Origin of the sequence: Frankia sp. AiPs1 (assembly GCF_023716945.1) — a bacterium.
Taxonomy (GTDB): Bacteria; Actinomycetota; Actinomycetes; order Frankiales; family Frankiaceae; genus Frankia.
In genome coordinates this window covers 1-19965 of record NZ_JAMQQF010000064.1, presented here as the reverse complement: position 1 = coordinate 19965, position 19965 = coordinate 1, and the positions used below count along the sequence as shown (strand labels likewise).

Genomic DNA, 19965 nt, shown 5'->3' with positions numbered 1-19965 from the left:
CTTCGGTGGCGGCCGGGCAGGCTGATCAGGCGGCCTGAACGGGCTGGTCGGCCGGACCAGTCGCGAGAGCGAGCTCGCGGCCGGCCCGGCCGTGGGCGCCGGTCGGCGTCGTTCGGGTCCGGACGGCGCCGACCGGCGGATGATCCGGGGAGGGATCAGGCCGCGCCGGGAACGGTGGCGTTCCGCTCCTTGAAGCCGAAGCCGTCGCTGGACGCGCCCTGCTGGAACGCGGCGAAGGCGTTCTCGTCGGCGTCGATGTCCGCCTGCGTCGCCGTGCCGTTCTTCAGTTTGCCGGTCAGGCTGTTGAACTTGTCGCTGATCGACTGCACCGAATTGCACAGCGTCGGATTGGCCAGCGCGAAACGCTTCGCCACCTTGAGCTCGTGCACCGTGAACGCTCCGGCCACCGCGGCCTTAGCGAAGCTCCGGGTCCGCTTCGGCGCGCCCTTGGCGAAGCCGCCGTTCCTCGCCGGCTTGTAGATGTAGCGGTGGAATGCACCCAGGGCAAGGCCGGAATGCACCGCGAACCGCGTCTTGGCGAAGGCCTTGGTGTTACCCGAGGTCGGGCAGGAACCGGCGTACTCGGAGTCGCCGTCGGTGCCCGCCGAGCTCGACGCGCGGACGCCGTTCTTCCCGGAGCCCCCCGACGAGCCGCCACACGCACCGAGCAGCGTGACCGAGAGCAGCAACACGATCACAGCCGCCACGTACCGCGTGGTCCGAGCGGTCGGCCTAGCGCTTGTCGAAAACATCCACCACCAACTTCGTGCGACTTTCGCCTGGTCAGAGATCTACCGCGCCCGGGGGACGCTGTGCAACTGTAGCGATTGCCGCGCCTCCCGACACCGTCGCGTTCCCGATACTCCCCGGACCAGGGCAGGACCTCGCTCGACCGCCGGGCTCGGGCTCAGGCTCAGGTCCGCGCCCGAGCCCGGAAACACTCGGCCGGGCCGGCCCGCGGACCGAAGTCCGTCGGCCGACCCGGCGGTGAGCGTGCCGCGCGGGCCTAGCTAGCCGAGTAGAGCTGTCTGTAGCGCGCGGCGGCGTTGGGATTTCGATAGATGCAGGTACTGGCGATCGGGCGATGCAAATTAGATCCGACATTCCCCGGATCACAGTTGTTGAAGTAGAATTCATAGGCGAAGCCGGTCCCGGCATGGGCGGCGAACCAGTCGTACATCCACTGGACGTAGTTCGCGCTGTCCCCACCACCACTGGAGCCGTCGCCGCTGGCCACCCCCCATTCACCGACTCCGAATATCTTGTTCCGCGTCCGGGAGAAGTTGTACCAGTAGTTCAACCCGCCCACCGCGTCCGACTGGGTGTCGAAGGCTTCCTTGGTCGGGGAGGGTGGATAGGCGTCGTACGCGTCAAGGTCGACACTGTCCACCCAGGCATCGCCCGGGTACATGTCCATCGCGTTGTGGCTGGGCGGGTTCTGGGAGTAGTGGGCGTTCAGGGCCCAGGCCAGGGTGGGGTCCGGCTCCGCCGTCGAGTTGATGGCGTCCGCGACGTGCCGCCAGCAGTTTATGTAATCCGTGGGATCGGTGGCCGACCACTGGTACCAGTCACCGTTGCCCTCCCAGGCGAGCCGGATGATGGAGTCCTGGCGACCGTAGGTATTCAACAGGTTGCCGAACTTCCGCCAGTACGAATCGTAAGCGCCGGTGGCACAGGTCGCGTTGCTCGCGCCGATGTTCTCCGGATAGGGCGGGATGGAGATGATCAACCGACCCGGCCAGGTGGCGAAGGTCTGCAGCAGATCTGTCGGCTGGGTGACGTTCGCCCAACTGTTGCGCGTCACATAGAGCAGGGTGAAGTCGCAGGGCGTGCCCCGCCAGGTGCAGAACGCCTCGAGGTTCTCCTGGTTCATGGTCGGATCGGGGTAGGTGCCGGACTCCCATCCCTTGCCCGAGCGCAGGCCCGCCCACAGCGGCGGTGCCGGCGGCGGGTTCAGCCCGGTGGTGACCTCGGCACGGTCGAAGCCGATGTTGTTCCCGGTCGACGTTACGTTACGCCGATCGTCATTCGTGAACGTCATGGTGTGCGCGCCGACCGGCAGGATGGGCGATGAGTACAGCAGCGTCACCGACGACGCGGGAGCGTAGCCATCGATGGTGACCGGCTGCGCACCATCGATGCGAAACGTCCCGAACCCGTTCGCCGGCCCCTTGAGCCCGTACACGTTGATCTGCGTTCCACTGAACCTGATCGTGGCGACCGCATCGGCGCCACTGGTGTGGTAGATGCTGTTGTTGGGTGACAGCACACAGCCGGTGCACGGAATCCAGTCGGCCGTGTAGGATACCTGGTTGTTCCCGGTGCCGATGGTGGTGTCCTCGATCGTGAGAGCCGTCTGCGCCGGCGGCGGCGGTGGTGGTGGCACCGTATCGGTGACGACCTCGGCGCGGTCGAAGGCCACGTTGAAGCCGGTGGAGGCCGCGTTCCGGGTATGGAGGTTCGCGATCTGCAGCACGTGGGGACCCTGTGTGAGTGCGCCCGAGCTGTAGATCAGACTCACGGCAAGCGGCAGGGCGAAGGTGTCCACGGTGACCGGTACGCCGCCGTCAAGGCTGAAGGCGGCCTGGCCGCTCGTCGGCCCCTTGATCCCGAACAGGTTGATCTGGGTTCCGGTGAAGCGGATCGTGGCGATGGCACCGTAGTTGGTGGAATACCGGTAGCTGCTGTTGGGCGTGGAGGGCACACAGCCGGTACACGGGGTCCAGGTCCCGGAATAGGAGACCTGGTTGTTCCCGGTGCCGACGGCCGTGTCCTCGATGGTGATCGTGGCGGCGCGCGCCGGTGTCGCCAGCGTCGCGAGAGTCGTCACGACCAGGATAAGTCCGAGTGCCGCGCAGGTCGGCCGGCCCACCAGGCAGGCGAACATCGTGCGCCGCCGGAGCTGTCGCCCACATCGGCCACCCGGGCGGTCGGTCCGTAGGCCATCGGATGCGGCGGACCGTCTTCGTACCCGCCATCCCAGCGCCGATCGGACACCGCGCGGACGCCGCGGGCCAGGCCGTACGTCAACGCCACCGGGACGCGCTCCCGTCGGGGCGCCCGTCTCGTCCGATTTTTCTTCCGCTAGCATTCTGTTTTTCCCGTCTAGGTGTCGTCAAACCCGCCAATCAAAGTCATTTCCAATGACCGGAAAATACGCTAGGCCAGTGGTTCGCGTGTTCCAGCCAGGAGCTATTCCCCGGAGATTCGACGCCCCACAATCCACCTCGGATGAAGGCTGGCAACGCCGGCTATAGAGCCACTCCGGTAGAACGCCCCGACGAGACCAACAAATTGCGCCCGCCCTTGGCAAGCCCCTCGACAGCAGGTGTCGGGTGGGTAACCAGTGATTCGAACAGCCGCCGCGGCGCGGACCGATCCGAACGGCGGCGACGCCGGGCAGCCGTTCGGCCGACGTCGCCGCGTCAACCAGCCAGGTCGGGAACTCCCCAGCGCCGCAGCGGGATCTGCGGCTCGGCCGCCTCCCGTGCGCCCGGAAGATCGGCGAAGTGGCCCTCGGTGGCGTCGGTGGGGATGACCGGGTTGCGGCCGTTCACCGTGAGCCCGTGAGCCCGTGAGCCCGTGCTGCCCGCAGCCGTTCGACGCGGTCCGGCTCAGGGCGCTGGGATCGCCTCCCTGATGGCCCGGCCTTCCCCCGCGGCGGCTCTCATCAAGGACGAGGGCGTCCAGGCCCGGCCACAAGGTGGTGAATGCTGCTCGACGGCGGCACTTCCACCTGGTGAGACTCGACGAGATCGGCTGGTCGCCGTCCCGTGGCCAGGTCACCCTCGAGGCCCGATCGGCGTGGCTGGTAGCTCCCTCGAGGGTGACGGCTGCGCACCCGATTCGCGCACGGTACTGGTCCGGCCTTCAGTCGGGTCGGCCCGTGCATCGATGTTCCTTGGCCGACCCGACGATGAACGCGTCAGGCGGGCTTACCCCGTCGAGTACAGCTGTCTATAGCGTGCCGCGGCGTTGGGATTTCGGTAGACGCAGTTACTGCTGAGCGGGCGGTACAAGTTGGACCCAACATTCCCCGGGTCGCAGTTGTTGAAGTAGAACTCGTAGGCGAATCCCTTCCCGGCGTGAGCTTCGAACCAGTCGTACATCCACTGGACGTAGTTCGGGCTGTCACCCCCACCGGCGGATCCGCTACCGGAGACCACCCCCCATTCGCCGACTCCGAAGAGCTTGTTGCGCGACTGGGCGAAGTTGTACCAGTAGTTCAGGCCGCCGACCGCGTTGGCCTGGGCGTCGAACGCCGCCTTGGTCGGCGAGGACGGGTAGAAGTCGTAGGCATCGAGGCCGACGGAGTCCACCCACGCGTCCCCCGGGTACATGTCCATCGCGTTGTGGCTCGGCGGGTTCTGCGAGTAGTGGGCGTTCAGACCCCAGGACAACGTGGGGTCCGGCTCCGCCGTGGCGTTGATGGAGTCCGCGACATGGCGCCAGCAGTTGATGTAGTCGGTGGGGTTGGTCGCCGACCACTGGTACCAGTCACCGTTGCCCTCCCAGGCGATGCGGATGATGGAGTCCTGGCGGCCGTAGGTGTTCAGCATCCGGCCGAAGTTCCGCCAGTAGGAGTCGTAGGCGCCGGTGGCGCAGGTCGCATTGCTCGCGCCGATATTCTCCGGGTAGGGGGGGACCGCGATGATCAGCCGGCCCGGCCAGGTGGCGAAGGTCTGCAGCAGATTCGTGGGCTGGGTGACGTTCGTCCAGCTGTTGCGCGTCACGTAAAGCAGGGTGAAGTCGCAGGGCGTACCCCGCCACGTGCAGAACGCCTCGAGGTTCGCCTGGTTCATGGCCGGATCGGGGTAGGTGCCGGACTCCCATCCCTTGCCCGAGCGCAGGCCGGACCACAGCGGCGGTGCCGGCGGCGGGTTCAGCCCTGTGGTGACCTCGGCACGGTCGAAACCGATGTTGTTCCCGGTGGACGTGACGTTGCGGCGGCCCTCGTTCGTGAACGTCAGGGTGTGCTGGCCGCCGACCGGCAGGATGGGCGATGAGTACAGCAGGGTGACCACGGACACGGCCGCATACGCGTCGACGGTGATCGGCTGCGCACCGTCGATACGGAACGTCCCGAATCCGTTGGCCGGGCCCTTGAGCCCGTACACGTCGATCTGGGTTCCGTTGAACCTGACCGTGGCGACGGCGCCGGTGCCGCTGGTGTAGTAGAGGCTGTTGTTGGGTGACAGCACGCAGCCGGTGCACGGCATCCAGCCCGTGGTGTAGGACACCTGGTTGTTGCCGGTGCCGATGGCGGTGTCCTCGATCGTGAGTGCCGTCCCCACCGGCGGCGGCGGTGGCGGCGGCACCGGGTCGGTGACGACCTCGGCGCGGTCGAAGCCGACATTGTAGCCGGTGGAGGCCGCGTTCCGGGTGCGCAGGTTCGTGACCTGCAGCACGTGGGCGCCCAAGGTCAGCACTCCCGAGCTGTAGATCGGGCTCACGGCCAGCGGCAGGGCAAAGGTGTCCACGGTGACCGGTACGCCGCCGTCGACGCTGAAGGCGGCCTGGCCGCCCGTCGGCCCCTTGATGCCGTAGACGTTGATCCGGGTTCCGGTGAACCGGATGGTGGCGATGGCTCCGTAGCCGGCGGAGGACCGGTAGCTGTTGTTGGGGGTGCTGGGTGCGCAGCCGGTACAGGGGGTCCAGGTTCCGGCGTAGGAGACCTGGTTGTTCCCGGTGCCGACCGCCGTGTCCTCGATGGTGATCGTGGCGGCGCGCGCCGGTGTCGCGAGCGTCGCGAGAGTCGTCACGACCAGGATGAGTCCGAGTGCCGCGCAGGTCGGCCGGCCCACCAGGCGAGCGAACATCGTGTGCCGTCGAGAGTGTCGCCCGCGCCGGCCGCGCTGACGGTCGGTCCTTATGGCATCAGATCCGGTGGACCACCTTCGTACCCGGCATCCCGGCGCCGATCGGGCACCGCGCGAATGCCTCGGACCAGTCCGCGCGCCAGCGCCTCCGGGAGGCACTCCAGCCGAGGAGCCCGTCTCGTCCGATATTTTTTCGGCTTGCATTCCGTTGTCCCGTCTGAGTGTCGTCGAAACCGCCAATCAAAGTCATTTGCAATGACCAGAAATGACGTTAGACCAACGGTTCGCGTGTTCCAGACAGCCGCTATTACCCGGAGATTCGACGCCCCTCAATCCACCTCGGATGAAGGCTCGCAACGCCGGCCATCGAGCCACTCCGGTAGAACGCCTCCGACGAGACCTACGGTTTGCGTCCTCCTTTGACTGGCCGATCGACAGTACTTGTCAGGTGACACTCCTGGTCTGGTACTGCCTCGGCGGCGGATGTGGGGAAGCGCCGCCATGTCTCTCCCACCGGGTTCGGCGCCCGATCATCTCGGCGGAAGAGACAGATGCGGCCACTCCCAGGCACAACGCCTCGGGCTAGGGCAGCGTCGTCAGGCCGCCCTCGACCATGAACGTCATGCCGGTGAGGTAGCTCGCGTCGGGCCCGGCGAGGAACACCGCCACCCGCGCGCAGTCCCGGGGAACTCCCCAGCGCCGCAGCGGGATCTGCGCCTCAGCCGCCTCCCGTGCGCCCGGATGATCGGCGAAGACGCCCTCGGCGGCGTCGGTGAGGATGACCGGGTTGAGGACGTTCACCGTGATCCCGTGCTGCCCCCAGCCGTTCGACGCGGTCCGGCTCAGGGCGCGGATCGCCTCCTTGTTGCAGTTGTAGGAGGCGGACTCGGCATTACACATGATGCCACGGCGGGATCCGAAGTTCAGGATTCGCCCGCCGCCCGCGGCCTTCATGTACGGGAAGACGGCCTGCATTGCCCGCAGCGTCGCCTTGACGCCCGTCTCGAAGTTCCAGTCCCACTCGGCTTCGTCGACGTCCTCCAGATTCGTCGGCTCGCTGGAGGCCCGCGGCCTGTCGCGGGTGCCGAAACTCTGCGCGTTGTTGACAAGGATGTCCACGCCGCCGTACTCGGCCACGGTGCGGTCGACCATTTCGCGGATGTTCTGCGCCACGCCGACGTCGCAGGTGATACCCAGCGCGTCGCCGCCCCGGGCGCGAATCCCGTCGACCACCTCGCTGACCGTACCCGCGGTCCGGGAGGCGACGACGACACGGGCTCCTTCCAGCGCGTACTCCTCCGCGATCGCCCGGCCGATGCCCCGTCCGGCGCCGGTCACGATGGCGACCTTGCCGTCTAATACACCCATGAAATTCTCCTCAGCCCATCCCCGGCGGAGTGATCCGCCGCCGCCCGCAGGCGCGAGCCGGCCAAGCCTACGGTAGGTGGGCTTGGCGACCCTCCTTGTACGGCGGATCAGTGGGAACGGTCAGACTCGCGGACTGGGGGAACCGTTTCCCCGGCCTACTCGGGCATAAGCACGGAGCGGGCCTCGACGAACAGTTCAAGGCGTTCGATCCGTCGGCGATCCCGCCCGGGCGTTACTCGTCCTGATCGTGCTCGATGGGTTGGACGGGGATGCGGACCGTCCGATCGCCCAGCGGCGAGGGAAACGGGGCCGCCGCCGCCAGACTGCTGAGGAACGCGGCGACAGCCGGTTTCGGATCCGGGCGCCAGACGGCCCGCACGCCGACCAGCGGCACCGGGTCGACAATCCGCACCGCGACCAGGTCCTCGGTCGGCCGCCGGGGCCGCGCGTCCGACCCGAAGGCGACGGCCTGCAGCGTTTCCACCATCACCGCCGTCGCCCCGCTGTCCTCGACCTCGGTCGCGACCGTCAACGGAATTCCGCAGTGCTCGGCCGCCGCGAACACCGCGTCGTACATGGCCGGGCTACGTTCCCGGCGCAGGAGGACGATCGGCTGGTCGGCCAGTTCGCGGAAGGCGACCCGCTCGCGGGTGGCCCAGGGATGGTGGCGGACGACCATCGCGACGAGCGAGGCGGTCAGAACCCGCTGGGCCAGCAGTGGTTTGGGAGGGATGCCGGAGTAGACGAGCGCCACGTCGATCTTGCCTTCGGACACCGCCGAGAGCTGAGGGCCGCTGAGGCCCTCCCACAGGGTCGTCGACAGCCCCGGGTAGTCGACGTTGAGCCGCCGCAGGGTCGGCCGGAGGACCTGCTGCCCGGCGGCGAAGTTGAAACCGATACTGATCTTGCCGAACCGGCCGGATGCGGCCTCACGCGCGGTCTCCACGGCCCGTCGAGTATGTTCCAGCACCTGTTCGGCCTCTACCCGGAAGGCCTGTCCAGCCGGCGTCAGCCGCACGTCGTGAGATGTCCGGGCGAACAATTCGACGCCGAGCTGGCGTTCGAGACGCTGTAACTGTTGGCTCAAAGTAGGCTGACCGATGAACAATTTGGCTGCGGCACGCCCGAAATGTCGTTCGTCCGCCAGCGCCAGGAAGTACACCATGTGCCTGAGTTCCAGCTTGGTCTCCATTGCACCTCCCGGACCGACTGTAGACAGGGCGGCACAACCAGAGATGAATCGGACATGGAGAGCAGCTGGCTACCTGACACGTTCAGCATCCCCTTCCCTGCGGAGGGTAGTTTTCGCGTCACGGTGGGACGCCTTGTTCGGCCCGGCCTCTACCCCGACCCCGTCTCCGACCCCGACCCCGTCTCCGACCCGGACCCCGTCTCCGACCCGGACTCCGACGTCGGCCTTGGGAAGAAGCTGGACCAGCCCGGCGACGAGCAGGCTCAGCGCCGCAAGGATGAGCAGGCCGACCCGGAAGGCGCCCGCGATCGATCCGCCCGAATCCCGGACGGCGAAGTAGACGGCGCCGATCACCGCCACCCCGACGCAGTTGCCCACCTGCTGCGCCGACGCCAAGACGCCGGACCCGGCGCCGGCGATCTCCGGCCGCACGCCGAGCAGGACCGAGGCGACCAGCGGGCTGGTCACGAGGCCCTGACCAGCCCCGTCGACGGCCAACGGCAGCGCTACCCAGAGGATGTCGCCGCCCGTCCCCTGCTCGCGGACGACCACCCACAGCGCCATCAGGCCCAGTACACGCAGCCCGGCTCCGAGCGCGAGCCCCTGACGTCCGAGGCGGGCCCGCACCCTGCCGCCGGCCAGCGAGGTCGCGAGGAACCCGCCGCCGAGGGCGCTGAAGACGAGACCCGCGCGCAGCGGGCTCAGGCTCCGGCCGTCCTGGAGGTACAGCGCCAGGACGAAGAACCACGGCGCGACGCTCGCGTTGAACACCACGACGTTGACGAGGCCGACGACGAAGGTCCGCCCGGCGAACAGCGCCGGCGGCAGGATCGGGCTTCCGCCGCGGGCCGCGACCCGGCGCTGCGCCGGTACCAGGATCGCAAAGAGCGCCGCCGCGACGGCGAGGCATCCCCACGACCACCACGGCCAGCCGTTGTTCGGCCCCTCGACCAGCGGCAGCACGGCGGCGACGAGCGCGCCGGTCACCAGCACGGCACCGACGAGATCCAGGCGGGGCGGCGCGCCGCTCACCCGATCGGCCGGCACGTGGCGCCGGGTGAGCACGAGCGCGACAACCCCGATCGGCACGTTGACCAGGAAACAGCTGCGCCACCCGAGCCCGGCCGGGTTGGCGGCGATCAGGCCGCCCCCGATGATCTGCCCCGCGACGGCCGCGCCCCCGAGGGTCAAGGCGTAGGCGGTGTAGGCCCGGGCCCGCGCGGCGCCCGAATACACCAGATTGATGATCGCGGTCACCTGCGGAACCAGCGCCGAGGCGGCCAGCCCCTGCCCGACCCGGGCGGCGGTCAGGGTCGTCGCCCCGCCGGCGACGCCGCAGAGGAGCGACATCGCGGTGAACAGCGCGAGCCCCCATGTGAACACCCGCCGTCGCCCGAAGCAGTCACCGAGTCGACCACACGTGATCATGGCCGCCGCAAACGCCAGGTTGTACCCGGTGACGAGCCATTCGAGGCTGCTCGGCCGGGCGTGGAAATCCCGTTCGATCGCGGGAATCGCCGCGTTGACAATGAAGATGTCCAGCACCACCATCCCGGTGCCGGACAACACGACTGGTAACAACGCCCGGCCGGCCGGCGGAACCGCGGCGTTCGGATGGGTGGTGCTCGCATGGTGCGTCTCGGACGCCATCGCGGACGCCGGATCAGGTGGGCAGGGACGAGAACGCCTCCGCCAGCAGGCGCCGCTCCGTGGCCGCGACCGTCAGCGGCCGGCCGGCAGAAATCCCGCCGTCGACCCCGATGTCCTGGCCGGTGACGAACGAGGACGCGTCCGCGGCGAGCCACAGCGCCACCTCGGCCACATCCTCGGCCCGGCCCGCCCGCCCGATCGACTGGTGGTTCTCCATGGCCTGGACGAACAGCGGTTCCAGCAGCGGAGCCGTCCGGTCGGCCCGGTCGGCGTCCACGCCCGCGTTCTTGGCGAAGATGCCGGTCGGGATCGGTCCGGGCGAGATGCTGTTGACCCGGATCCCGCGCGGGCCCAGCTCGACCGCCGCCGAGCGGGTGAGCTGGAGCACGCCGGCCTTGGCCGTCGAGTAGCTGATGTCCGACCAGCCCGCCCGGTGAGCACCGATGCTGGACATGTTGATGATGCTGCCCGACCCGCGCGGGATCATGATCCTGGCGGCGTGCTTGATGCCGAGGAACATCCCGCCGGCGTGAACGGCCAGCGTGTCGAGGAACGCCGCCAGGTCCGCCTCGGGCAGCGGCAACGGCGTGCTCACTCCCTGTCCGGCGTTGTTGACCAGGACGTCCAGTCGGCCGAACTCGTCGACCGCCGTGGCCATCAGCGCCTCGACATCGCTCTCGACGCGAACGTCCGCCGGCGTGAACCGGGCCCGGTCGCCGAGCTCCGCGACCGCCGCCTCCCCCGCGTCCTTGCGGCGGCCGCCGATGACCACCGATGCTCCGGCCGCGACGAACACCGCGGCCGTCCGGGCCCCGATCCCGCTGGTGCCGCCGGTGATCACCGCGACCCGGCCAGCCAGTACGCCCATCACTCCTCCTCCTGTTCCTGCTGCTCCTGCTACCGGGCCTGGGTGGCCGCGGGGGTCCGGCACGCGGCCACGAACCTGGTCAGTTCGTCCACCCGGTCGGTGCGGGCGTCCACGGCGCGGTTCACGACCCGGATGAGGTGCTCGTAGGCGTCGGTGTGGTCGTAGCTGGCGGTGTCGGCGATCTTCAGCGCCCAGCGCCAGTAGCCGCGCAGCGTGTCGGCCAGCGGCATCCGGAAGCCGGCGATCACGTCGCGGATCGGCTCGACCACCTGGTCGCCGTGGCAGCGCAGGCTCCTCTCGACCAGGTCGGCGAAGAACGTGAAGTGCCGGGCCTCGTCCCGGCTCAGGTGGTTCAGAACGTCGATCAGCACCGGCTCGTCGACGACGGCCCGCAGCTGCTGGTAGTAGATCTGGGTCGCCTTCTCCTGGACGAGCGCGTAGGCGAACAGCGACACGGCGTGCTCGTGGGGCAGCGTGAACGGCTTGCGCCCCTCGCGGCCCAGCTCGGTGCGCAGCCGGACCGGGTCGGACAGGCCCGCCGCCACCTGGTACTCGAACAGGGCCCTGGCGTGGCTGTCCTCCTCCTGGGCCCAGCGCACCGTGAAGTGGTACAGCTCGCGGTTGTGGACGAAGGCATCGAGGTCCACCGACTCGTCGAGGGGGAACCGCCGGGCGTAGAGCCCGAAGTACCCCGGCAGGTGATCCTCGATGTAGGTGATGAAGGCGACCGCCGAGCGCTGGCCGTCGGTGAGCCGGTCGGCGTCGACCGTCGACCAGGCGAAGGCCGACTCGACGTCCCAGCGGCGCCCGACCGGCGACGAGCGCATGAACGACGCGACGGCCTGCGCGACGTCGGCGGCAGGCAGCAGCGGCCCGGCGGCCTGGCCCGCCGGCTCCACCGCCGCCGGCGGCCCCGCCACCTGCGGCCCCGCTGACCGAGGAAAGGTGCTGTCCGTACTCATAGCTGTCCTTCCGACCGGACGGTTGATCGGCATCCTCAGCGGGACCGCTGGCACACGAGCGCGTAGTGCTTGGTCGTGTAGCCCCAGCCCGCGTTGGCGACTTCGAGGTAACGGCGCAGGGTCGGGGCCATCCCCGGCCGGATCCGCTCGATGGCCTCGGCGCTGGCGTCGACGTTGACGAGCCAGTCATCGATGGTGCGGCGGTAGTCCTCGGTCAGGTCCTCGACGCTGACGACGGAGAACCCGGCGTCCTCGGCCGCGCGGACGAGATCGGACAGCGGACGCATGTCACCCCAGCCGAAGATCGACTGACGGACGAACTCGGTGCCGGTCCGGCGGTCGAACTCGTCCCGGGCCGCGGCGTTGCGAAAGCAGGTCTCGGAAACGTAGTACCGGCCGCCCCGGCGCAGCAGGGACCGGGCGCGGCGCATCACGTGGACGAGGTCGGGCATGTGCACGATGGAGCCGAGCATGGTCACCGCGTCGAACCGGCCGGCCGGCAGCGCGGCGTGCTCGAAGTGGCCCTGGACCGTGGTGACCCGGCCGGCGACGCCCAGCTCCCCGGCCCGCTGGGCGATGTAGGAGTGCTGGTTGCCGGCCGGGCTGATCCCGACGACCCGGGCGGCGTACTCCTGGGCCATGAAAAGAATCAGCGCGCCCCAGCCGCAGCCCACGTCGAGCAGCCGGTCACCCTTGCTCAGGCCGAGGCGGTCGGCCACGAAGCGCAGCTTCGCCACCTGGGCCTCGGCCAGGGTCAGGTCGGGTTCCCGGTAGTAGCCCGCGGAGTACTTGCGCATCGGGTCCAGGAACAGCCCGAAGATCCGCGGGTCGAGGTCGTAGTGCTGGTTGGTCTGCGCAGTCTCGGGGACCTGCGCAGGGTCGGTGGCCTGCGTGGCCGCGGCGGGCCCGGCCGTTCCGGCGTCGGCGCTGGTCGCGGTGCTCATACCGCGGCCGACTCGGTGAGGGCACGCTGGAGCACCTCGGCGACCTCACGGACCGTCGAGGCGCCGAAGACCTCCTCGTCCTCGAGCTCGACGTCGCGGGCGCGTTCGATGCGGGCGATCACCCGCAGCACCTTCACCGAGTCGGCCCCCTGGACCGACCGCAGGTCGGCTTCCGGCGACACCGAGTCGATCGGGACGCCGAGCTCCTCGGCCACGATCCCGGTGATCTCGCTGATGAGCTCGTCAGTCGACACGGACATGGGATTCCTCCGGACGGTCGGTGATGGCGGCAGGTGCTTTGGCGGCGACGACGGTGGGGGCGCCGGTGGTCGGGGCGGTGGTGGTGGCCGCGGACAGCGCCCGGCGCAGCCGGTCCACCTGTGCCGCGTCGAGCTCCATGCGGTCGCTGGCCGCGTCGAGCGACACGGTCCGGTAGCTGGCGGTGGCCGTGGCGACCACGGCGCCGTTCTCCTCGCGGATCTCGGACTCGGTGTGGATGAGCTGGGCCCCGCCGTCGCGGACCCGGGCGGTGCACTCGTAGCCGCCCCCGACGGTCACCGGCAGGACGTAACGCAGCCGCATCCCCGTGGTGAACGGGATCTGACCGGTGCGCAGGACGATCAGGTTGCCCATGATCTCGTCGGCGATCACCCCGAGCAGCCCGCCGTGGACCACCCCGGGGTAGGACTCGTGCGCCCGCCCCAGGCGGAAGACCGTCCGCAGGCCGTCGCCGTGATGGGTGAACCGGAGCTGGATGCCGTGCGGATTGTGCGGCGAACAGCCGAAACACCGGTAGTCCTCGAGGACGTACCAGGGCAGGCCGATGTGGTCCGCCGCGGCCGGACCGGGCGGATGCCCGTTCGCCGTCGGGCCGGGCCCGGGCCGCGCGCCCGGGGCCACGTCGCCGGGCCGCTGACCGGCGAGCGGGGTCGACGTCATGAGATTGCTTCCGCGAGCCGGCGGCGGACGCGGGCGTTGGAGCTGACGTCCATCCCGGTCAGCGCGGCGAACGCGCGGCGGATGTTGTCCTGGAGCTTCTCCAGGTCGCCGGAATCGGCGACGGTCTCCAGGAACATCTCGAAGGCGGTGTCGATGGTCTCGTGGTCACGCAGAGCGACCAGCTCGCTCTTGAACACGCCGACCGGGTGCTTGATCCGCTGCTCACCGGTGTAGACGTGCAGCGTCTCCAGCACCGAGGGCAGCTCGTCGGGGTGCTGCGCAAGCCGGCGCCGGGCGAAGTGCAGGAACTCCCGTGCGTGCCCCGCCTCGTCCCGGCTGGCATTGTTCATGATCCCGCGCAGCACGGGCTCCTCGATCCAGGCCGCGACCGCGCGGTAGACGTGGTTCACCGTGAGCTCGGAGATGATGTTCGTCGCCAGCGTGGCACACGGGGTGGTACCCGGGTCGTACGGCGCGCGCATCGCCTCGACCGCCGTGGTCCGGACCTCGGCGCCGACCGCGTTCAGCCACGTCCGGAAGGCGAAGTGGTGCTGCAGCTCCTCGTAGCCCCAGATCGCGACGAACGCCGAGAAGTCGTAGTCGTCGAACTCGTTGAGGAAGCCGTGCTGGGCGGCGATCGAGTTCGCCTCCCCCATGACCGCGCTCTTGACCATCGTGACGTACTCGGGCCGGACGAGGTCCAGGCGCACCTCGGCCCACGGCACGTCGGCCAACCGCCAGTGCTTGCGTTCGTAGTGGTGAAAGACATCGAAGCTGTGCATCGGAGCTGTCTCCTGTCGATCGGGCGATAGGTCGATCGGGCGATGGGATCGATCCGGGCGATGGGATCGATCCGGGCGATGGTCAGGCGTCGCGGCCGGCCGCCTGCCGCGTCAGCTCCCGAGCAGCCAGCCGCTGGAACTTCCCGCTCGAGGTGCGGGGCAGATCGTCGGGACCGACGAGGTGGACGATCACATCCGGCAGGCCGAGCTCGACTGACACCGCGGTGCACAGGTCGGCGGCGAGCCGAGCCCGGTCGGCCGGGTCCTCCAGCGCGCTCTCGCCCACGACGGTGATGCGCTCGGCGCCGTCGGCGGAGGTGTCGGCGAACGCGACGCAGCGCCGGCGATGCAGGCCGGGGGCGTCCCGGATCACGCTCTCGGCGTCCTCCGGGTAGAAGTTCACCCCGCGCACGATGATCATTTCTTTCCGGCGACCGGTGACGTACAGCTCTCCGGCGCGCTGAAAACCCAGGTCGCCGGTGCCGAGCCAGCCGTCCGGATCGGGCCCGGGCGCGGGCGGGGCACCGGGTGCGGTCAGGTAGCCCGCGGTGATCGGATCGCCGGCGATCTCGATCTCGCCGACCTCCCGGTCGGCGACCTCCTTGCCGTGCTCGTCAACCACCCGGACCCGCACGGCGCGGACCGGTCTGCCGAGCGCGGGCAGCCCGCGCGCCCGCCGGTCGTCCCTGGCGACCTCGACGGCGACGCCGCCGGCACCCAGCCGGTCGCGGTCCACCCAGAGCGCCGTCGGAGCCCGGCCCAGCGGCGGAAAGGTCACGGCGAGCGTCGCCTCGGCCATCCCGTAGACCGGCATCATCGCCGAGGGCGCGAAACCGGCCGGCGCGAAGTGCTCGAGGAAGCCGTCGAGGCCCGCCACCGGGATCGGCTCGGCGCCGTTGAGGGCGACCCGCCAGCGGCTCAGGTCGTACCGGCCCACCTCGTCGCGGGGAATGGACTCCGCCAGGGTCTCGTACCCGAAGCTGGGGGCCGGGGAGATCGTCGCGCCGCGGTCGGCGAACTGGCGCAGCCAGCGGGCCGGATCCTTTACGAAGGCCCCGGGGGACCACACCGCCATGTCGATCCCGGCGAACGTGCCGGCGAGGGTGCCGAACAGGCCCATGTCGTGGAACAGCGGCAACCACAGGCCGCCGCTGTCCTCGCCCGGGCGGATGTCGATGCCGGTGGCGATCGCGTCCAGCCCGGCGAGGACGTTGCGATGGGTCAGCCGCACCCCCTTCGGCGCCGCCGTGCTGCCCGAGGTGAACTGGACGACCGCGAGCTCGTCCGGTTCGACGGCGGGCAGCCGGGCCGAGCGGCCCGCGGTCGCGGCCACCCCGGCGGCGATGCTGCCCACCGGGATCAGCTCCACGCCGGTGAGTACCCCGGCCAGCCGGGAGGCCACCGCGCCGAGCCGGTCGTCCACGAGGACCCGGCCGATGCCGGCGGCCGCGATGATCCCGGACAGCCGGGAGGCGTAGCCGGACAGGTCGCCGGCCGAGGTCGGCAGGGGCAGGGGACAGGCAGCCGCGCCCGCACCCACAGCCGCGAACAGCGCGATCAGGAACTCGGGGCTGTTGCGGCTGAGCACCCCGATCCGGTCGCCGCCCTCGACGCCGCGACCGACCAGCGCGACGGCCGCGGCCCGCGACGCCGCGGCCAGATCGTGGACCGAGATGTCCCGGCCGGCGGAGGGAAACGAAAGCTGGAGTTCGGAATCGGCGGCGACGACCGTTTCCAGGGCGTCGGTGAGGTTGTCGGCACTTCCGGCGAGCATGTACTCGCTCCTGTCTCGCGAGGGCGGGACGTGGCGGACGAAGGTCGCTGGAGGCAGGCGCCTGGCGTCAACCGGCGGCGCCGGTGACGTTCACCAGCAGGGAGGCCGGACCGCGCAGGGCCGCGTTCGGCCGGTACTCGATGTCCTCGGTCACCAGGGACAGCTCGCCGCCGCGCCGCACCAGCGTGCCGATCGCCGCCTCCGCCTGGATCCGGGCGAGCGGCGCGCCGAGGCAGTAGTGCAGTCCAAGGGCGAAGCCGAGGTGGCGGCGCGCGGGCGGCGACGCCGCGTACCGGGTGATGTCGAAGCGGTCGGGGTCGGCGAACGCAGCGGGATCGCGCTGCCCGGCGGCGCTGAGCACGACCACGCCGTCGCCCCGCCGGAACGGGTGCCCGAGGACGGTGGTGTCGGCCAGCGCCACCCGGGTGACGAACTGGGACGGCGGGTCGTAGCGGAGCATCTCCTCGACGGCGGCCGCGATGAGCTCGGGGCGCCTGCGCAGCAGCGCGAGCTGGTCGGGGTGGCGCAGCAGCGCCAGGACTCCGTTCGTGATCAGGTTCGCCGTGGTGTCGAGCCCGGCCGCCAGCAGCAGCGCGCAGAGCTCGACGACCTCCCGCTCGGTCAGCACGTCCTGGTCGTGCTGGACCGCGGCCAGCCGGCTCACCAGGTCGTCGCGGGGCTGGGCGCGCCGCGCGGCGACCAGGCCGACCAGGTACCGGCCGAGGTCCCGGGCGGCGGCGGTGCGCACCACGATCTCGGCCGGGGAGAGCAGGTAGTCGGGATCGGTGCCGCGGGTGATCCCCTGGATCCAGCCCAGGAACAACGGCGCCTCGGCGGCCGGGACGCCGAGCAGGCGCCCCATGACCGCCAGCGACAGCGGCCTGGCCAGGCCGGCGACCACGTCGAGCCCGCCCTGGGCCACCGCCGTGTCGACGAGGCCGTCGACGGTCCGGCCGACGAACGGGGTCTCGGCCAGGCTCGCCCGCGGCGTGAACGCCCTGCTGACCAGCCCCCGCAGCCGGGTGTGGTCGGGCGGGTCCATCGCCAGGAACGAGCCGCCGGGCACCTCGCCGGGAGCCACACCCGGGCGGAACGGGTTCAGCCCGTCGGCGTAACCCCGCCCCCACTGCGCGTCCTGCAGGACGGCGGCGCAGCCGTCGTACGTGGTTGCCAGCGTCACCCGAGCGTCGCCGAGCCGGATCGGGCAGAACGGCGCCGTCTCCCGCAGGGCCCGGTATCGGGGGTACGGATCGGGGCGGTGGACCGGGTCGAAGGCGTCGAAGTCCACGAGGTCCCCGCCGCGGACGTCGATCCCGGCGTTCGTCACCACGGATTCTCCTTTCGACCGATCTGGTCGTTGGTCCGACTGGTCGTTGGTCCGGCCGGTCTTGGTCCGGCTGAACGGTGCTCGGGCCGAACGGTGGTCAGGCTGGACGGTGGTCAGGCTGGACGGTGGTCAGGCCTCGAACCGGACGGGCAGTTCCGCGATGCCGCGCACGACGATGTTCGGCCGGTAGGGCGGCGGGTCGGCCAGCAGCGTCATCACCGGGCCGCGGCGGGCGAGCTCCCGCAGCATGGCCTCCATCTCCATCCGGACCAGCGGTGCGCCGATGCAGTAGTGCAGGCCGACGCCGAAGCCGAGATGGCGGGGGACGGACTGCGACCGGGCATAGCGGGTGAGGTCGAGGCGGTCCGCGTTGTCGTAGACCCGGGGGTCGCGGTTGGCCGAAGCGAGCAGGATGAGCGCGCCGTCGCCCTCCTTGAAGCTGTGGCCGGAGATCTCCATGTCCCGGACCGCCATCCGGGTGGTCGCGTGCGACGGGCCGTCGTAGCGCATGAGCTCGTCGACCGCGGCCAGCGCGAGGTCGGGGTTCCTGCGCAGCACCTCGAACTGGTCCGGGTTGCGGGTCAGCGACAGCACGCCGTTGGCCAGCAGGTTCACCGTGGTCTCGTGCCCGGCAACCAGCAGCACGGTGAGGGTGGCGATCATCTCGCCGGTGGTGAGCCGGTCGCCTTCCGCCTCGACCTGGGCCAGCCCCGAGATGAGGTCGTCCTTCGGATGGGCCCGCCGCTCGGCGACCAGGTTCTCGAAGTACTCGCGGAAGTGCTGGGCCCCGTCCACCCGGGACTTCAGCTCCGCCGCGGACAGCAGGGCGTCGGGGTCCAGGCCGCGGGCGATGCCGGCAGACATCGCGCGCACGGAGGCATGGTCCTCCGCCGGCACCCCGATCATCTCGGCGATCATCGTCAGCGGCAGCGGGTAGGCGAGGTCCTCGACCACGTCGATTTCGCCCGCCCGGATCGCGTTGTCGACGATCTCGGCGGCGACCTCCTCGACCCGGGCGCGCAGCGTCTCCAGGCCGCGGGCGGTGAAGGCCTTGCTCACCAGGCGGCGCAGCCGGGTGTGGTCCGGCGGCTCCATCCAGAGGAACGACGCGGGCAGGTCCGAGCCGTCGCTCTCCGGGTGCAGGAACTCCGGCTCCTGGGCGTGGCTCCACGCCGAATCCTGGAGGATCGCGTCGGCCTCGGCGTAACGCGAGACGATCTGGAGGTTGAACGGGCCGGGCACGAACGGCCCCGTCTCGCGCAACACCTCGTAGGCAGGGTACGGATTGTGTCGGGATTCGGGCATGAACGCAGCCACGATCGCGTCCTCGAGGGAGAGCGAACCGGTCCCCGTGGTCGCCTCGGTCGGCGGCGCCGTTGATTCGGTCGTCGTGATATCCACGTGCGTGTCCTCTCGTCCAGAACAGCCGGCTACGGATCCCGGCCGACGGCGGGCGTCAATACGCAGGTCGCTCGTTATGAACTGCACGAACGAAATTTTCTCGGGGGCGGTTTGAACCGTCGAATCGGACGGTTCTCCGGTCGGCTGGACGGTCGACCGGTTCGCTCCGGGATCGGCGGCCAGAAGAAAGCCGGCGTCCACGAGATGCAGGCGGCGAATTGAATGTCACGATGCCGTGATGTCCGAGGGCTGGTCGATACCAATGAGCCCTGAAACGAGTCTCTATCTCGACCCGGCGGCCGTCAAGACCAAAGGATCGATACAATCGATCTATCGCCGCGCGGCCATGGTCAAACGAAAACAAGAAGTCGAGCAGGTGGCACGGAGATGATTAACACCGAACACGGAGATGATTAACACCGAACTCCGAACGCCGGCGGCAAATGAGCCTGACCCGGCGGGGTCCGGCGGGCGACCAGCCGATCGAATACCGGCACGAGTCGCATTCTTGGGCCGGCCGCCGCCATCGGCGGCCGGCCCCGCCCTACTTCGCTGCGGCGGCCGGCTCGCCGGTCGTCGCGCCCAGGCGAAGTCCCCCGTCCGGGTCGAACAGGTGGACATGCTCGGCCTGGACACGTACCCGCACGGCGTCGCCGACCGCGGGCACCCGGTCACGGCCGCGGATGCTCACCGCCCACGGGGCGTCCTCACCAGGGCTCACGCAGGTCACCACGGTGCCGTCCCCGGTGAACTCGACGACGTCCGCGACGCCCCGCAGGACGACCCCCGGACCGGCGGGGACCGCCACGTCCGTGCCGTCCACGCCCGGTCCCCCGCCGCCATGTACCGGGCCGCCGGGTACCGGCCCGTCCCCGGCGGCGTCCACCGGCTCGAGCAGCCCGTCGGCCGGTCGCCAACCCAGCAGCACCGGGCCCGACC

At 70.1% G+C, this 19965-nt stretch carries 17 protein-coding genes; all 17 read right to left on the bottom strand.

What is annotated here, in order from left to right:
- Positions 1–155: 155 nt before the first annotated feature.
- Complete coding sequence (locus tag ND748_RS09435; protein WP_251745289.1) at positions 156–698, bottom strand: hypothetical protein; 543 nt, start codon at positions 696–698, stop codon at positions 156–158.
- 308 nt (positions 699–1006) lie between these two features.
- On the bottom strand, positions 1007–2830 hold the full coding sequence (locus tag ND748_RS09430; RefSeq protein ID WP_251745288.1) for a glycosyl hydrolase: 1824 nt from the start codon (positions 2828–2830) through the stop codon (positions 1007–1009).
- Positions 2831–3425: 595 nt separating this feature from the next.
- Positions 3426–3557, bottom strand: coding sequence for a hypothetical protein (locus ND748_RS33960; protein WP_285901839.1), 132 nt, complete (start codon positions 3555–3557; stop codon positions 3426–3428).
- A 378-nt stretch (positions 3558–3935) separates the two neighbouring features.
- Positions 3936–5819: a glycoside hydrolase family 26 protein gene (locus ND748_RS09425; RefSeq protein WP_251745287.1), complete on the bottom strand. Its 1884-nt coding sequence runs from the start codon at positions 5817–5819 to the stop codon at positions 3936–3938.
- A gap of 582 nt (positions 5820–6401) precedes the next feature.
- Positions 6402–7187, bottom strand: coding sequence for an SDR family NAD(P)-dependent oxidoreductase (locus tag ND748_RS09420; RefSeq protein WP_251745286.1), 786 nt, complete (start codon positions 7185–7187; stop codon positions 6402–6404).
- Between the two features lie 232 nt (positions 7188–7419).
- Positions 7420–8379 (bottom strand): LysR family transcriptional regulator, encoded by a 960-nt coding sequence (locus ND748_RS09415; protein ID WP_251745285.1) that lies wholly within the window; start codon positions 8377–8379, stop codon positions 7420–7422.
- A gap of 69 nt (positions 8380–8448) precedes the next feature.
- Positions 8449–10029 carry an MFS transporter gene (locus ND748_RS09410; protein WP_251745284.1) on the bottom strand — a complete coding sequence of 527 codons (1581 nt, stop codon included), beginning with the start codon at positions 10027–10029 and terminating at the stop codon, positions 8449–8451.
- A 13-nt stretch (positions 10030–10042) separates the two neighbouring features.
- Positions 10043–10897, bottom strand: a complete 855-nt coding sequence (locus ND748_RS09405; protein ID WP_251745283.1) for an SDR family NAD(P)-dependent oxidoreductase — start codon at positions 10895–10897, stop codon at positions 10043–10045.
- 29 nt (positions 10898–10926) lie between these two features.
- Positions 10927–11859, bottom strand: coding sequence for an acyl-ACP desaturase (locus ND748_RS09400; protein WP_251745282.1), 933 nt, complete (start codon positions 11857–11859; stop codon positions 10927–10929).
- Between the two features lie 35 nt (positions 11860–11894).
- On the bottom strand, positions 11895–12803 hold the full coding sequence (locus ND748_RS09395; protein WP_251745281.1) for a cyclopropane-fatty-acyl-phospholipid synthase family protein: 909 nt from the start codon (positions 12801–12803) through the stop codon (positions 11895–11897).
- The gene (locus ND748_RS09390) at positions 12800–13063 is read right to left on the bottom strand and encodes an acyl carrier protein (protein WP_251745280.1); all 264 of its coding nucleotides are present in this window, start codon (positions 13061–13063) and stop codon (positions 12800–12802) included. Before ND748_RS09390 ends, ND748_RS09395 begins: the two co-directional genes overlap by 4 nt.
- On the bottom strand, positions 13047–13742 hold the full coding sequence (locus tag ND748_RS09385; RefSeq protein ID WP_251745279.1) for a PaaI family thioesterase: 696 nt from the start codon (positions 13740–13742) through the stop codon (positions 13047–13049). The genes ND748_RS09390 and ND748_RS09385 overlap by 17 nt, the downstream gene beginning before the upstream one ends.
- Positions 13739–14524: a ferritin-like domain-containing protein gene (locus ND748_RS09380; RefSeq protein WP_251745278.1), complete on the bottom strand. Its 786-nt coding sequence runs from the start codon at positions 14522–14524 to the stop codon at positions 13739–13741. Before ND748_RS09380 ends, ND748_RS09385 begins: the two co-directional genes overlap by 4 nt.
- Before the next feature lie 82 nt (positions 14525–14606).
- Entirely contained in the window at positions 14607–16298 is a 1692-nt protein-coding gene (locus tag ND748_RS09375; protein WP_251745277.1) for an AMP-binding protein, read from the bottom strand.
- Between the two features lie 67 nt (positions 16299–16365).
- Entirely contained in the window at positions 16366–17628 is a 1263-nt protein-coding gene (locus tag ND748_RS09370) for a cytochrome P450 (protein ID WP_251745276.1), read from the bottom strand.
- Positions 17629–17754: 126 nt separating this feature from the next.
- Positions 17755–19026: a cytochrome P450 gene (locus ND748_RS09365; protein ID WP_251745275.1), complete on the bottom strand. Its 1272-nt coding sequence runs from the start codon at positions 19024–19026 to the stop codon at positions 17755–17757.
- Positions 19027–19570: 544 nt separating this feature from the next.
- On the bottom strand, positions 19571–19965 hold a 395-nt coding region (locus ND748_RS09360; RefSeq protein ID WP_251745274.1), incomplete at its 5' end, for a TOBE domain-containing protein.

Bases quoted from the DNA above. Each gene is read 5' to 3' on its own strand.
- ND748_RS09380 (WP_251745278.1), bottom strand. From the start codon at position 14,524: ATGCACAGCTTCGATGTCTTTCACCACTACGAACGCAAGCACTGGCGG.
- ND748_RS09405 (WP_251745283.1), bottom strand. From the start codon at position 10,897: ATGGGCGTACTGGCTGGCCGGGTCGCGGTGATCACCGGCGGCACCAGC.
- ND748_RS09400 (WP_251745282.1), bottom strand. From the start codon at position 11,859: ATGAGTACGGACAGCACCTTTCCTCGGTCAGCGGGGCCGCAGGTGGCG.
- ND748_RS09385 (WP_251745279.1), bottom strand. From the start codon at position 13,742: ATGACGTCGACCCCGCTCGCCGGTCAGCGGCCCGGCGACGTGGCCCCG.
- ND748_RS09375 (WP_251745277.1), bottom strand. From the start codon at position 16,298: ATGCTCGCCGGAAGTGCCGACAACCTCACCGACGCCCTGGAAACGGTC.
- ND748_RS09425 (WP_251745287.1), bottom strand. From the start codon at position 5,819: ATGTTCGCTCGCCTGGTGGGCCGGCCGACCTGCGCGGCACTCGGACTC.
- ND748_RS09410 (WP_251745284.1), bottom strand. From the start codon at position 10,029: ATGGCGTCCGAGACGCACCATGCGAGCACCACCCATCCGAACGCCGCG.
- ND748_RS09420 (WP_251745286.1), bottom strand. From the start codon at position 7,187: ATGGGTGTATTAGACGGCAAGGTCGCCATCGTGACCGGCGCCGGACGG.
- ND748_RS09415 (WP_251745285.1), bottom strand. From the start codon at position 8,379: ATGGAGACCAAGCTGGAACTCAGGCACATGGTGTACTTCCTGGCGCTG.
- ND748_RS09395 (WP_251745281.1), bottom strand. From the start codon at position 12,803: ATGAGCACCGCGACCAGCGCCGACGCCGGAACGGCCGGGCCCGCCGCG.
- ND748_RS09390 (WP_251745280.1), bottom strand. From the start codon at position 13,063: ATGTCCGTGTCGACTGACGAGCTCATCAGCGAGATCACCGGGATCGTG.